We start from the raw sequence: 14,685 nt of genomic DNA on the forward strand, positions 1-14,685 counted from the left end.
GTGTCGACTATTTTATGGCAATTTCGATATCAGCTTTTCCGCCTGGCTTAAATGATGGTCATTAATACGGTCACCATCAAATTTATGAAACCAGGGCGCACTGACGACATCCTTGCCGCGGTCCTTGTCCCAAGTAATGTTGAGCTTCGGCTTCTTGTTGTGCCGCAAAACTTCTGCGGTCATGAATGGTCGGATATTCATGCGCACCCCATCATTGAGGTCGGGATTCCAGCCGATAGATTGTTGCTGCATTGACTTCCAACGAACAAAAATGTCGTAGGGAGCTTCGCCTTCGAGGATGGCTTCCAGCTTGGTCTTGAGTTGCTTTGCTGCGGCGAGGCGCAATTCAGCGCCATCTACACCGCTCGCGACACCTGCTTCCTGATTACGAATCCAGTCGCCCAGGTAGGTATGGATGAGCCGCTCAAGTTTCTTCGCATCAAGAAGGTGATAGTTCACCAATGCGCCGAACCCATCTTTCAGACCGTCCCATACGTGCCAAATGAAAGGGCGATGTTGGAAGCGCCTTGCGTGCTGTTCGAAGAATTTTTCTCGCAACCACACATCTACACCCTTTCCGGAGCAATCTGCGTCCGCCAGCAGTTTGTCCAGTACCGACGCCTTCCAACTACCAGGTACAACGGTTTCCCAAGAATCAATTAGCAGTGCAAGCAACCGCTCATCCGCTGCCTTCTCACCACGCACTGGCGACAGGCAGACAATGCCATCGTCATCAACGTGCGAATCCAACGATTGACATTTTGCCACCCAGGCGCGCGCCTCTTCGGAGAGCTCCATCTCTTCGCCCAACTCGGCAGGCCAAGTGTAACCAAGTAGACGGGCGACGGCGACTTGCAGCGGGTCATCCGAGGGTTGCGGGTGTCCATGGAATATCCATTGGGTTGGGTCGTCCGAATAGGGCTTCGGTAGACCGTTGGGATAACGCTCGGCGGCGACTTTCTGCCAGTGGGATATGTCAAATGGAACTTGGGTGAAGTGATTAACCTCAACACTTATCTTTGTTACAAGTGAGCGCAATTCTTGCCGGAATTGCGGAGACTCAGCATACGCCCAAATGGACGGCAGGTACTCTACCTTATTTGGAATTAGCACACATGACGAAGTATCCCAAGCACCGCCCGCATAGCGCGCGCACGGCAAATCACTCATCATTCCGAATAGAATTCCTACGTGTGACCATTTATCAATATTCCTTAAGTACGCACTCGAGCTAGAAGATAATTCGCCCGCACCTTGTTGCCAAAATAAAACGCTGGAATATCCTCCGGTGGTCGAAGATATGCAATCTGGCGCTGATGCCATGGGAATCCAATTTGAAGAAAGCGCGACTTCCCAAAATACTTTTTTATATCTATTGTCATCACCCGTTCCAACACCTTTGTAAGATGATGCAAACTCGGATAACCTATTTCCTCCAGTGAGCGGTTGAAGAGAAATCGTTGAGTCCGGATTAGTCAGCTGGGACTTCTGGCTCGTCGATATGACAATCCCAGAATGCAACCACTCCACTTTATCGTTCACAGTCCGCTGTTCGCTAGCGTCTATCCCGCATAGATTAAAGCTAGAGTCGGGCGGTGAGTTTACCTGAGTTAATAAAATTATATTTACAACCTCACCGCTAATCGTCTCAAAGGCTCCCGACCCGAGACGTGCCAAAAAATTCCATGAAGTACGCTTAAGCAAGCTTTCCCGCTGCCGTTTGTAGCTCGTAAGAAATAGCCAATTCTGAGGCATTACAACCTGGACCACTCCCGTGTCTTTCAGAGCAAGTTCGTGACACCGTTCAAGGAATACGTTGGCCAGGTCATTTTTTGCATCGGAGTAATGCTGCTGGCAGAAATCCTTGAGCGCTTGGGTTTGCTTGCCGCGCGTCAGATAGGGCACATTGGTAATGACAAAGTGATAGCGCTGGTCGAGCAACCTAGCGGCTTCCAATAGCCCTTGCGCGCTGAGTGCCAAGTCCCATCGCCCTTCTATTTCATCGAATAGAGCGGGCTGATGTTCCGTTGCAAGAGCCTGCTTGAGTAAATCCCGCAGGATGCTGTAATCTGCAGCAAACAAGTCACCTTTGTTTGCTTTTGATGGGTCAAGCAAACTGCCCAGAAGAGGCGCCTGGGTAAAGGTTTCGTGCAAGCGGCTCAGCCCTTGGCGCAGGTGCTCGGCATCGATGTCATCGTCCGTCACCAAAGCCTCCCAATCTTGCACGCGGCCGGCTACTTTTAAGCCACAGCACGCAATATTGGGTAAAGGCATGTCAGCGCGAACACCAAGGGCGTTGCCATCTTCATCGTGAAAATTCCATGCCGTTAGGGCCAACGCAAACACCGCAATTTCAACGCAGCGGGGGTCAATTTCCAGACCATGCAGGTTATCTTGAAGCACCGAGTCCACAGCATCCATGGCATTCAATCCTTCGGATGCCATGCGCATAGGCACCAGCAACAAAAAGGCAGCGACCAGAAAATGACCGGACCCGCAGCAAGGGTCGAGCAACTTGAACTCGGCCAAGGTGGCAGGCCATCCTTCAAACGTGCCGGCGGCAGGCGTGCCGTCATCAAGCGTGCGCAAATAGGTCAGTTCAACCGGGCAAGGCTTTCCAGGATGCCGCGTTTGCCACCAGGCTCCCAGCGAGTTATGTAGCAGGAACTCGACCATGTAGGGCTCGGTGAATAGCTGGGTGACGGCCGGCAATTCGTCGGCGCCAATCTTTACCTCGGAGGCATTGACCTCGTCCTTGCGCTTGGATTGCCAGAATTGATAAACCCAGCCCAGGCTATCGCTGGCCTTGAATGCCTCTCTGGGCAATGCCGCGAGCATTTTCTCCAACGCACGCTGGTATTCCGGTGCGAAACTGAGCTCAAATACAGGACTATTGGGCTTGAACACCTGCGGCAGCATGCGGGCGGCCAGCTTGCCCGCCAACTCCCATTGTGTCTTGGCATTCATCGCCATGTCAGGGTAGTTGTCCACCATGTCACGGCAATCATCCAGAGAAACTGCAGCACCAGGTTCCCACATCAAGAGTCCATTTTCAGCCAGAAAGCGGGCAAAGAGCATGCGGTGCCAATGCTCGTACGCGACCTCCCAAACCAAATGTTGAATGTTCTGTGTGTCGTCACTCAATTTCATATCGCCCAATGCCCGGCCATGAGCGCGCAAGCGGCGACGCAAAACCTTCTGGAGCTCACTTTGGTAATCCGGCCCCCTTGCGTCACCTACCGCTAATTGAGCCAGTGCCGCCTGCGCAGCTTCCTCGGCCACGTCGCGTGCGGCCTTGACGGTATTTTCTAGCTGAGTTCGCAGCTGCTTTGAAAGCGTTGTCATTCTTTTGATTCCATATATTTAGCGGGACCGCAATCCGAGTTATCTATCCGGGTGCAAGAGTAAGGAGGCTGTACCTGATAGGCCGTCAAAGCGCCACCGGCCCCGTCTTCAGCTTCTCACTCAACAATTTTTCTACCTCGACCAGCCAGACCTTTAGTTCAGCCGCGTCATTGAGCGTTCGCTTGGGAATGACCACGTGCATCACATTCGGCTTAAGAAGCTGCACAGCAGCATGACGGGCGGCATCAAAGCGGGTCGCTAGTGCCTGTGTTTTTGAAATCCAGTGCTGCAACGTGCACTCGTCAAGCGCATCCTGGAGCTTATCGGTAGACGCGAGGTCAATAGCCTTCATTGGCTCCAGGTGATGGCTTTGGCTCAAGTCGCCACGCTGGCCATCCGTAAGCCTATTCCAGTCGGCGTCAGCACAGAGATGGGCCTGTTGCGCTTCGAACGCCACAGCGTAATCATGTAACTTGGCATTCAAAGCGTGACGCAGCATTTCAGCGGCGCTATTGAGCAACGGGCGCACTGGGTCGGGGTTAGCCAGAAGGGTACGTTGGGCACGAATAGCGTCTAAATCAGCCTTGAGTTCGTCGTATGGTCCCAACTCCTTCGCGTGCTCAAGCAATCCTGCAAGCTGAACCCACACGGGCAACCGCTTCTGAATTTCTTCGGCAGTCGTCCCCCACTGCTTGGCAAGACCGGCCAGTTCATCATGCCGCGTGAAAAGCTCGAGCAACTGTCCGTTGCCGGACTGCGCCTCAAGTGCCTCGACGACGGTGAGTTTTGGCAATTCGGGTGCTGGAGCGGCGCCGCCAGCCTTGCCCGCAAGTTCTCGCAGCTTAGCAATCAGTTGCGGTACCTTAGCAAGTTCATCCTTGGGCTGGCAGGGCACTCCCACAGCAGTAAACAGCTGGCGAATCTTGATAAGCTGAGGCGGCGTAATTGTGATTGATTCTTGGCGGAAGCTAGCTTGGGTCAGCTTATTTCGGTCGAGGCTCTTGGCATCCATTTGCTTGCTGGATGCGTCCAATGCGCGAATATGTCCAGAGGCGAGCAGAGCAAATAGCGCGCCGTCAATGGCGTCGCGCGGCCAGCCAAAAGGTGGGCTTTCGAAGTTCTCGCGGATTTCGGAACCTTTTTTCCCGGGACCGATGTACGTTAACAGTTTTTGGCATACTGGATGCTTATCCGGCTCCTGAGTGTGTCCTACCGCTTTGAGGGATTCCAGGTTACCTTTACGAGCCTCATCGAGCACCTTGCTCCATTGGTCGCTGTCTGCCACGTCGAACTGATTGAATAGTCGGATTGCAGATGCCTTGCCGGCCCGGTTGATGCGGTCGTAAAGTTCGGCGCCATCGGCCACCTCTTGTCCACCGGCCTGGAATACGCGTGCGCCAGCGAAAAGCGCATCCAACAAATCAGCGAGCACTTTCTCGGCATTGCGTTGACGGCTCTCCATCGAGCGCTGAGCATCGCGCCCCTCTTCAGTTCCGGGCGCGCCTTTTTTGCGCAGCGTGGACCGGGCAGATTCAAGCGCAACAATGGCGTTAGAGAGTTCCGTCTTGTTCTGCGATGGCAAAAAACAAAAAAGCGTCGGATTGTCGGTATTCTTCGACTTGGCTTCGGCAATCATAGATTTCTCTTCCGTCTGCCAGCCATCCTGAATCCACAGGTATAAGGATTTTTCGTTGTCCTTGGGTAGAATTTCATCGTAAATCGGTGTGAAACGGCGCTCGACATTGTCCTTGCCTTGTACAACACGGACCTTCTTCAGAACTTCGCCAAAGCGTGCTTTGAATAGGTCTGCGCGCTGTTGCTCTATACGCTGAGGCGCGGCTTTGAGTTCGGCTTCCTGAGCACGAAACTCGTCATACCAACCGCTCGATTCGCGGGTTTGCAGGCGATATTCTGTGCCTCCACTACCCGCAAGCGCCATGATGAGCCGGTCGTTGTTCTGAAGCTCATCCAGTAGCGCCGGCAATTGCTTACGCAAACCGCTTGAACCCGCAGCTAAGTCAGTAATGAGCAAATCAGCCAACACCTCGTCAGTAGCTTTCAATCCAATATCAAGCGCAGCTTCCGGCGGCAACTTATTGATTAGAAAAACGAGCTTCAGCAGTTTAGCTTTCAATTGAGCATCAGCCCCGCCTGCCGAAAAACGCTGCACGTTCTCAAACACTTCCTTGGGTAACTGGGCAGTGGACACGAGATTGGCTGCGATTTGGTCGTACAGAAAATCGCCAGAGACAACATGCCCAAGGGGTACATCAGCGGTCGCCATCACGGCCTCCGCGACTACTCGCAATTGGCTACGCAGCTGTGAAACAGTGCCGGTGGTATCAATGGTTCTGAGCACCCGCTCCCAAAACCGGCGACGCACGGGCAAGATAGGATAGTCAGCGGTCATGACCGCTTCGTCTTCAGTGACATGCTCGAGTTTGGTCCCGCGTAGATGGCGGGAAATTTCGCCCAAGTTGCTACGCCACACTCCCTCAATTGAAGGTATAGCTGAAGGCTTTTTTGCCAAGATAATTTGGCGCGTGACATTCTCAACGTCCCAATCGCCCAGCATCACCTGCACCGGGAAGCGCCCCATTAAGCGCTGTAAGTTGGGCATGCCAGACAGGGCCGACTGACCTGTACCGACGAAGAGCAGTTGGCCATTGAAATGCTTGGAGAGGGTCTCCGTGACCTCCTGAACCTGGAAGGCCTTTTCCGCATCAGTACCAATATATTGCTGTACCTCGTCGAGTACGACAAGTGTTAGCGGAAACTTGCCGTCGACCTTCAAGGCTTCTTCGATGGCGGAGACGACCTGCTCGCTGGAGATATCGGTAACCTGAGGAAACTGGGCTTTTAGCAGTTGGCGGGCACCAGCCTCACTATCGGCGAAGCCAGGGCGAACCTTCAGCAATACTTTCGCCAAGTGGTTCGACACGTACATGTGTGGCAGTTCTTGGGCTATCGAGCGTCCTGCAGCCTTAAGTTCACTTTCGACCTCGTCGAGCAACCCTTCACTCTTGAGCCACAGGACAAACTGAGCTTGATTAAACTGCGCAGGCAAATCCTTGGATTTGAATATGATTCCTAGCAGTGCCAGACGGACTTTATCTCCAGCGCCAGCACCGAGCTTTCCAGCCGCTGCGTGCAGCCCACCGTAGCGTTTTCCTTCAGTGGAAAGTTCCTTCAGATACTCATACACACCACTGGGTACCTTGGCTATGCTGCGAGCAGAAGCGCCATCCGCGAACTTGTAGTCGGTCCAGAGCGTACGCAGCATTTTTGCCAGATGCGACTTGCCGCTGCCATAAAATCCGGAAATCCAGACACCTGGCTGCTCATTCTTTCCGCCCAGGTTGAGCAGGAATTTTTCCAAAATAATTTCGACACCCTTTTCGTACTGGCCATCGCACACAAAGGTCTCCAGCTCGTAGCGCAGAATGCTCTGAGCGGCTTCTGAATGGTCCTCAGAAACCTCAGCCACGCCATTGTTGGCAAGGCGATTTTCTTTCGGCTCAGTGGTGTAAATTTCCCTGTTCAGCATGGTGGTCCTTCAATAACTTTAATGAATTATTCGGTGGCGATTAAAGGGACAGCCAGGTAGTTCCAACCGTCTCTTGCGTCAAGCAATCGGTATGTATGGTTTTCTGGGTGATACTCGCCGGGGAAGAATACCAACAGACGTCCAGGCACGGAATCCTTAATGCCTTCCACCAAGGTCGAAACACGAGCTAGGCCAAACAGACTGCCTACCCCCAAAAGAGCAACAACGGTATCCGAGGATGCATTGGCCACAATCTGAGCCTTAAGCTGCGTAATCATGCTTTCAATAAATTCGGACAATTCACCCATCGGATAGCCTGCCAGGTCTTCGGGATTCTCGAAATACGCGTCGCGATACTCCAACGAAGCCATCCACTCTGGAAATGCGTTGGTCACGTCAATAAGCAACCACGTCTTCTCAGCCTGCTGGGTAACCAGGGCGAACTCGTCAACGTTCGCGCGCAAACGCAATTCGTCAGTCTTGTCATAGACGGCGAAAATAACGCGCTGAATAGCTGCTAACCCTTCTTGCCACGGGACGGTGAGATGTTGACGATAGACTGATAAAAGTTTTGCAAGTTTAGATGACACTGGAAGCCTCCTGACGGACTTGTTCTTCTTCAACGGTAAGGTAATCTGGGAAGCGAAGCTCCTTGACGCCACCAGCATTCATAAACACGAGCAAGCCACGGTGAGAGGCTGAGCTTACAAGCCCTTCTAGCTCACCAGATGAGCCAGCAAGCAAACCCATCCAGGGCGATGTGAATAGGCGCTGCCCAGACAAACCTTCAAGGTATCCAAGGAAAAGACATAAAGCTACGTTCGTTGGGGTGACTACTGGCACCGAGCGCGTCTTGCGGATGCGGCCAGACAGGAATCCGGCTGCCGTCCAAGTACCGTTGACGTTCTGGGCGAACGACTTCAGCGATGCAGGACTGAACCTATCTTGATGATTGGCGGCAAAGAGATTCTCGATGTCCTCTCTGGCCACCAGCGCGCCAGGAGCTTTGCTTAAAATGAACGGCTGGGTACTTCTAAGCAAGGGGTCGCGAGCAAGAGCAACTGTGAGAGCGAGCATAGGCTGAGCAGCTTCGTCACTGCCCCATATGCGACGCAGCGCACGAAACAATGGCAACTTGGGGTCAAGTCCATACAACGCTGTCAAATGACGAAGAGTAAGCTCACGAGCCTTCTTGGTTGGCTTTCCAAGCGCATTGCGCGCCACCACATCTTCCGCATAGTCCGCTCGTGTAGCGTCGACAGGCAGACGTGCAAAGAGGATTCGAAGGTCATCCAGCATCATGGTGCGCGCCGCATGCGGACCGTTCGTGCCAAATCGAAAGCCGAGTCTTGAAAAAAGAATTTCTTTAGCTACGCTCACGAATTTCTCGACGCCTTTTCAGACGCGGAGTCTTGGGGCTGCATACCCTCAACAACGACACCGCTCTGTTGACAATAGGTCATCACCATAATTTCTATCATGTTCGCAAGACTCCTCCGCTCTTTGTCAGCCGCGGCCTGAAGCGCAGCCTTAATCTGCGGCTCCACACGGACACTGACTACTTGGGTCTTCAGCTGGGCCATCTTTTCTCCAAATTTCCTGGCGCTAGCGTTATGCTAGCGGTCCGACAGCATAACGTCTGCTCCTTTTCCCGTCTAGCCATACGAAAAAAAATCCTTGCGGCGCGTGCAAAGAGGCGTTCCTCTTGTAAAACATACTTTTAGATAGCATCAAAAAACAGGAGACGAAATGAAATTAATTTACAAAAGAGAAACCATTGACAATAGCATGTTTCCAAGAAGAAAAAGTCACCAATAACCACTTCCCGGAGGGCTTTTGAGTCTCGAAGGTGTGTGGGGGGGGGCAGCCCGACGGCTTACGAAATTTGTATGAGACTATTAGCCCCCACAGCCTGTCACCGTTTATGGATACTTCAAGGGCTCCACGACATGTCTGAGCGCCTTGTATGCTGCTGGCCGTCACGACGAACTGCTTGGAGTACCGGCACAAGTCTTGGCATTACAGGGTATGGGGCGCAAAAGCACTGGCCAAGATGGGGAGGCGCGACGAGGCGATTCAATATGCTCAGGACTCCAAAGGCCTGAATGAGCCACTGATGGCGATTGCCGAGTTCTGCGAGGGTGCATTGCTGGACGCAGGGTTTGTGGAAGAGGCGTACGCGCGCGATGCGATGGACGCCACGAACGCAACGACCAATCTGACGACATTCAAGGCCGCGGCAAAGAAGTACCCGGGCATACCAAAGAAGACCATCTTGCGTGACCTGGTTGCGAGCCAGCCAGGCCAAGAAGGCAAATGGTTTGCTGCTGCCAAGGATGCTGGTTTATTCGAGCTGTCCATCGAACTGGCAAACCGGAGCCAAACCGACCCTCGCACCTTAATTCGGGCGGCACGAGACTTCGCGGTCAAGCAACCGGCCTTCTCCATGGCGGCCAGCATGACTGCCCTGACGGGCATCATGCGCGGATATGGCTACGACATCACTGGCATCGACGTACTGGATGCGTACGCCACCGTAATGCTGGCTGCCGGCGCTATGGGTATGGATGAGGCCACCGTCAAGGAAAATGTGCGAGCGGCTATTACGGCGAGCGGTGTCGGCAGCTTGTTTGTACAACGCGTTCTTGCTCACCAATTGGCGATGTAGCCAGATGCCGCAGCGAAGCGGTGGCGAGTTCGCCGCTCCGCCAATGCATCCAACAAGGAATTTTTTGCAGCGCCGCTATGTTTCGTACGGTACGAAGCATTATATGGTTTGTACGATACTTCTCGGCTTACGGCATAAACGATATAATTATTTATATCGTTTATATCATTAATAAGCAATCCGAACAATCGGTCAGTACCATGGGCGCGGATGAACCTATGGCGGTCAACTCTCGTCTCTGAGTGGAGCCGCTCGAATGCGATACCAAGTTTCGCCTCTATTGCCAACTGAACCTCCAATGCTCCGGAGTTCGAACAGCCCTGACTTCCTCAAGAGTTGGCGCCATGTCTTGCATCCATATCTGCTCGGTACCTGGTCTCGATTTTCCTTCGAGATAAACTCTATCGCGGTGTCAAGGGAGGTCCAACCGCCTACCTGGCAAGCCGTCTCTGCCTTGTGCAAACATTCGACTATCGTGCTCCTCGCCCAGCACACTGAACCGTCAGGATTGATGCCGTGTACGAACATATCCTCGAACGACTTTGACTGCAAGAATGAAGACGCCAGCGCTTGGGTCTCGGCTAAGCTCCTGGCCCATTCCTTCAGGCGTTCAAAATGCACATCAATTTGCTCGTAGCAGGCATCGAGGTGGGTGGCAGCTGCGCAGCAGCCGTTTTCATCAAAGATGTCAAAACGTTCGAGGAAATGATGGATGAGGTCATTGCGCAACGCAACCAGTTCAGCCAGATTATCCTTGGTTTGCGCGTAGCGCTCAGGCGACATCGAGATATTAAAGCGCATGCTGGCCCAAGCGACATCAACAAATTGGCCGCCGGAGCAGGCGTCATCATCCCGTCCAGCCTCGACTTCAGATAATGCCGCAGTTAAGTGCTCACCGGTGAACATGCCGACGAGCGTGCCCAAAGTCTTGGTGCGCATACTAGCGCGTTTCTGGTCCTGCGCTGCTTGTAATTGCTTTACCTGGCCTTCTACAGCCATGCCCGCAACCGACGCGCGCGCGGCGGCCGTGGCCGAATGGCAGCGCATCCTGCGCGGCCTGGCCACCTTTGAAATGAGCCTGGCCCTGGGCAACCCGGCCGTGTTCCCGCAATCGCCCGTGACCGTGCAAGGCTTCAAGCCCGAGATCGACGCCACCGAGTGGCTATCGGTCAAGGTCACGCACAGCCTGGGCGGCAACGGCTTTACCACGCGCGTGGAGTTTGAAACGAAGACGGAAGCGGTGGAGGCCGAACGCGAGGAAGAGAAAGACCCGGACGAAGGCATTACGGGCGTGGTGGCCAAGTGGAAGGACGTGGCGGCGAAGAAGAAAAAGGCGGGCCAGGAGCAGGCCGGTGCCACGGGAACGCTCAAGACACTGGAGCATGTTTACAAGAGCAAGCAGGCCGCGAAACGGGCGGCACTGCATGCGTGGAAGCACATTGAGGAAGTGCGGGACATCATCCGCGAAAACAGCGAGGAACCGTGGATGCCTACGCAAACAGCAGCCGGCGCAGAAACAGCATGAACGCGCGTCGTTTACATTAGATCAGCGGCTGCTTTCGCCCTGAAACGGATCTATTACCATATTAATGCGAGATGAAGGACGACCATTTTTTACTATCGGAGTTGAAACTCAAATTTGAGTATCTCCCCTAAGTGAACTTAGGAAGTGACGCGGCCCGATTGCACTCTCATCATATTTTCTGAAAAGGAGGTGAACCCGAAGTAAAAACGCGAAAGATTCGAGTTTATCTATCACATTCATTGACTCTGAAAGATCAACTTGAAATACTTGGTCATAATTTGTTGCGTCGTGCCTCAAACTCAGTTCAAGCTTGGGCCCTTCGTATGTGAACTTCGTTCCAACGTAGCCCCCTCCATGAATTTGCATGCCCAGAGAGGCGCTATGGCTAAAAGCAGGAATTACCGCTTCAGCGACGCTCACAAATGCGGCAACAAGATCAAAATAGACTTCAACATCTTCTATCTTAGGAATTTCATAGTGGTGCTCGAGACGATTTCTGAAAGTGTTTAATTTTTCAATTGAACGAGATCGAAATATTCCTGCACGTTTAAGAAATCCTAGCTTCCTATCTACGCCAAGTCTTTTCTCTCGATAGAGCTTGTCCAAATTTAAGGCCACTAAAAGATAGTCCAGTTGGCAGTCAACTGCACGTTTCAGATTAGCCGTAGCATTTACCAAGCTGTGCGTCGAACTGCCTGCCTTCAGGTCTCTCTCTGCAAACTCAACGAAATCTCGGGGCAGCAGCTCAAAATCGGGATGGTTTGCGTGCCCTCCAACGCCCATGTCGCCTAAAAAATCGTCAATATATTTTTCGAAAAACGAGATTATTTCTTGTTCCATTTCAGTCATTTTTATCTTTTATTGAGTCAGGAGCGAGGAGCAGTAGCTTCCGCGTTTGAGCGTTTGAGGGTCAGATCTGCAATTCCGACACTGCCCAGCTATGCGAATGCCCAAGCTGAAGTTTCAGCGTAAGCTCAGCGTCAATACGCATAAGCGGCATAGCCAGTCGAGCCGTATTGACAATTAATACATGATAGTGTGCTGTGAGCCTAGACCCAAAACTCAGATCGTGTACGCATGGCAGACCTGCCCCCGCCACCAGACAAGCGACAAGCCGATCGGATCAACAGGTGAGACGACTGCGACGCTGTCGCTCGGTGCCTCAAAGGCGTGTTATGCCAAACTTTCTGATAGGCTCGTCATTTCTCGTCTTCCGAAACACTACTTTTCAAATTCTTTGCTTCGTTTACAACTTTGGATGCCTCGCTTGCAGCAACTTTCGCTTGCTGAAGAGTCTCGTTCACTATATTCATAAGCTTCGACGGCAGGTCAGGGGCGATTTTAAATGCATTCTTGACCATATCAGAATTGGCAAAATCTTGCATAGGTGACGCATGCTGATGGGTCTCAACCAAGCGTAACGGAGCTTCATCTAGTCGTTGCAAAGCAGAACGGAAGAGTGTCGACTGAAATTCTGGATCTAGCTCAGCCGCCTCTTTTCGATACCCCTCATACGCCTTCGAGACGGATGCCTTAAACGCATAGTCTTCAGCCAAACGGAAGCGTTGGCCGATCTGTTTTGTCGCGAGCCACGCGAACCATATCGGTGCACCAACCCCAAGAAGAGATAAAATAATTTGAGATATAACAAGGGGCCATTTAGGGTTGTCAACGCTCAATGCTTTAGCTAACGATTCTAATCGAGTTGTACCAATCCAGGAGCCGGCTAACAATGCTGCCGCCAAACCGATGACCCAACCACGTATTGACCACCGCAAAGATATCGCCCGCTGATCAAAGGCTCCCGCCAAACCTTTTGTAGTAGTTATATGGTAAGCAGCCTCACACTGCGCGACCAATTTCGCCGCGACCTCGGCACGCTCTTCTAACGTCTCCAACGATGTCGTTGATTGAGTCAAAAACGAGTCCAGCTTGGCACTTTTAATTGCAGACTCTGTCACCGCTTTTTCAACTTTTTCACGCGCCTCAGATAACGCTTGCAAATCCACCTCAAGATTCTCTGAGATTTTGTGTGCTGCATGGATATCAGCAATTTTTTCAGCGATCAGAGGTATTGAAACGTTTAACTCGTCTAAACGGCGTTGAGCGGCTGCAGCTTTTCGTGCTACGTTGGCGGGCCACATTGTTCGATCGAGTGGTATCCAAGCTTCTTGCGGCAACAGAATTTTACGTATAGTGTGCAAGGTTCCTATATATGCGGGGTAGGCTTGGCCGATATTGCCGTTGTACATTTGCGGCAAAGTATTATTCTGAAGATGCCTTATACGGCGAATCATCTCATCCGCAGGCACACTCGTTTCACTAGGATATACATCTACCTGTTTCAGATCTTCTGCCAAACGACTTGCTTGTGCGGCAGCATCGTGACGGTTAATCGCAGGAGCAAGCCCGCCCCAATGATCTGAATAGAGGGAATCATTCTGAGGGGGGAAATTAGCGATAACAGCCTTACTTAAATCAATCAACGCATCATAAATATCGCTAATATTTGCCTGCATATCTTCTTTCTTCAGTGAATTTTCGACAAAAACTTAACAGGTATGAAAATTACGAAATTATACGACTAACTCCAGCTACCTTTGACCCAAGTTGGAAAAGCATCAGATGTAGTAGACGCACATTCGCATTTGATGCCAGGCGCCGTCTCGATGACAATACCGACTGTGAAGGCCTTCCCTTCGTAATAACATGAATTTCGAATAAACTTGTTTGCTGACGTTGCGATCACGTCACATTTATACAGAGGCCAGCAACTAGCAAAAGCCAGTGTAGAAAGTGTAGCTATTTGTAGTTTTCCAATTCGCCTTATCAGCGAAAGCTTTCTTTTTCGCCACAACTTTTGTTGGTCATTTTTTTTTACGACCGACGTTGATCGTTTGCGGAGCGGTGATATCTCCATGAATCTGTTGGCCAACTTTTCCATGAAAAACCATTTGGGTATTGCGTTCCACGGCCTTGGATGGAGACTTCGAAGGAAGCGACTCGGTAACGCCCTCAACTACGCCAAGCACACGTGCTTTCCCACGTAAATCCAACTTGCGATAACCGATCAACAGTTCACTTTCATCATCCGGTAGACCAGTCGCTGAAACTTGCCCTGTGAGCAAATACAGTACGTCTACGCCTGCGGCGGCTACCGCGGCCAAGTAGTCCGCATCTGGTGAACGGGAACCATTTTCATAGTTGAACTGGGCACCCTTTTTTACTCCACCGAGGGCTGCAAACTCATCCTGATTGAGGCCAAGACGTTTTCGTTCTTCCTTGAGACGATCAAAAAAATGCTTCATTTGAGTACAAATACCTTTCCAAATCACTCAAATGAGTGATATATTTACGCCATTCCGTAGCGATTACAGATCATAACATTATGAATAATTTGTCAAAAGTCGGACGCATTGCCAAAGGCGTCACCTCCCAGCCGCTTGGCGTTCGCCTGGCTCCTGACGAGGTAAAGGAAATCGAAACTCTAGCAGCAGCTCAACAGCGGTCACGCGCATGGCTCCTTCGCCTCCTGATCCTGCGCGGCCTTGCCGACTACAAACGCGAACTCACCCCCAAATCCACCTACTAAGGACAGCG

The 14,685-nt window shown here is 51.9% G+C and carries 12 protein-coding genes; 3 read left to right on the forward strand and 9 right to left on the reverse strand.

From position 1 onward, the window contains the following. Nucleotides 1–12 precede the first annotated feature (12 nt). The 5 genes from K0F86_RS22380 to K0F86_RS27955 form a co-directional block, all read right to left on the reverse strand. Nucleotides 13–3,345: an Eco57I restriction-modification methylase domain-containing protein gene (locus tag K0F86_RS22380; RefSeq protein WP_219136383.1), complete on the reverse strand. Its 3,333-nt coding sequence runs from the start codon at nt 3,343–3,345 to the stop codon at nt 13–15. Between the two features lie 85 nt (nt 3,346–3,430). After that, nucleotides 3,431–6,892, reverse strand: coding sequence for a BREX system P-loop protein BrxC (gene brxC / locus K0F86_RS22385; RefSeq protein ID WP_219136384.1), 3,462 nt, complete (start codon nt 6,890–6,892; stop codon nt 3,431–3,433). A 26-nt stretch (nt 6,893–6,918) separates the two neighbouring features. Continuing rightward, nucleotides 6,919–7,482 carry a BREX protein BrxB domain-containing protein gene (locus tag K0F86_RS22390; protein WP_219136385.1) on the reverse strand — a complete coding sequence of 188 codons (564 nt, stop codon included), beginning with the start codon at nt 7,480–7,482 and terminating at the stop codon, nt 6,919–6,921. Then, nucleotides 7,472–8,272, reverse strand: coding sequence for a hypothetical protein (locus K0F86_RS22395; RefSeq protein WP_257572306.1), 801 nt, complete (start codon nt 8,270–8,272; stop codon nt 7,472–7,474). The genes K0F86_RS22390 and K0F86_RS22395 overlap by 11 nt, the downstream gene beginning before the upstream one ends. Beyond that, a complete protein-coding gene (locus tag K0F86_RS27955) occupies nt 8,269–8,475 on the reverse strand; it encodes a ribbon-helix-helix protein, CopG family (RefSeq protein ID WP_374197315.1) in 207 nt (68 codons plus the stop codon). Before K0F86_RS27955 ends, K0F86_RS22395 begins: the two co-directional genes overlap by 4 nt. Before the next feature lie 383 nt (nt 8,476–8,858). Here K0F86_RS27955 and K0F86_RS22400 point away from each other — a divergent pair, with 383 nt between their 5' ends. Then, nucleotides 8,859–9,560, forward strand: a complete 702-nt coding sequence (locus K0F86_RS22400; RefSeq protein ID WP_219136386.1) for a hypothetical protein — start codon at nt 8,859–8,861, stop codon at nt 9,558–9,560. Between the two features lie 225 nt (nt 9,561–9,785). Here K0F86_RS22400 and K0F86_RS22405 read toward each other — a convergent pair whose 3' ends face one another. After that, nucleotides 9,786–10,559 (reverse strand): OST-HTH/LOTUS domain-containing protein, encoded by a 774-nt coding sequence (locus tag K0F86_RS22405; RefSeq protein ID WP_219136387.1) that lies wholly within the window; start codon nt 10,557–10,559, stop codon nt 9,786–9,788. On the opposite strand from K0F86_RS22405, the gene K0F86_RS22410 reads away from it, so the two are divergent. Then, nucleotides 10,558–11,085, forward strand: coding sequence for a hypothetical protein (locus K0F86_RS22410; protein ID WP_219136388.1), 528 nt, complete (start codon nt 10,558–10,560; stop codon nt 11,083–11,085). The two genes, K0F86_RS22405 and K0F86_RS22410, sit on opposite strands and share 2 nt — an antisense overlap. A 108-nt stretch (nt 11,086–11,193) precedes the next feature. Here K0F86_RS22410 and K0F86_RS22415 read toward each other — a convergent pair whose 3' ends face one another. From K0F86_RS22415 to K0F86_RS22425, 3 genes are all read right to left on the reverse strand, one after another. Then, complete coding sequence (locus K0F86_RS22415; RefSeq protein ID WP_219136389.1) at nt 11,194–11,934, reverse strand: hypothetical protein; 741 nt, start codon at nt 11,932–11,934, stop codon at nt 11,194–11,196. A 350-nt stretch (nt 11,935–12,284) separates the two neighbouring features. Further along, on the reverse strand, nt 12,285–13,604 hold the full coding sequence (locus K0F86_RS22420; protein ID WP_219136390.1) for a hypothetical protein: 1,320 nt from the start codon (nt 13,602–13,604) through the stop codon (nt 12,285–12,287). A gap of 348 nt (nt 13,605–13,952) precedes the next feature. Continuing rightward, nucleotides 13,953–14,393, reverse strand: coding sequence for a helix-turn-helix domain-containing protein (locus tag K0F86_RS22425; protein WP_219136391.1), 441 nt, complete (start codon nt 14,391–14,393; stop codon nt 13,953–13,955). An 80-nt stretch (nt 14,394–14,473) separates the two neighbouring features. Between K0F86_RS22425 and K0F86_RS22430 the strand changes: the two genes are divergently transcribed. Beyond that, nucleotides 14,474–14,677, forward strand: a complete 204-nt coding sequence (locus K0F86_RS22430) for a ribbon-helix-helix protein, CopG family (RefSeq protein ID WP_219136392.1) — start codon at nt 14,474–14,476, stop codon at nt 14,675–14,677. The last annotated feature ends 8 nt before the right edge of the window (nt 14,678–14,685 follow it).

The organism is Janthinobacterium sp. UMAB-60 (assembly GCF_900095235.1).
Classification (GTDB): Bacteria; Pseudomonadota; Gammaproteobacteria; order Burkholderiales; family Burkholderiaceae_D; genus Janthinobacterium.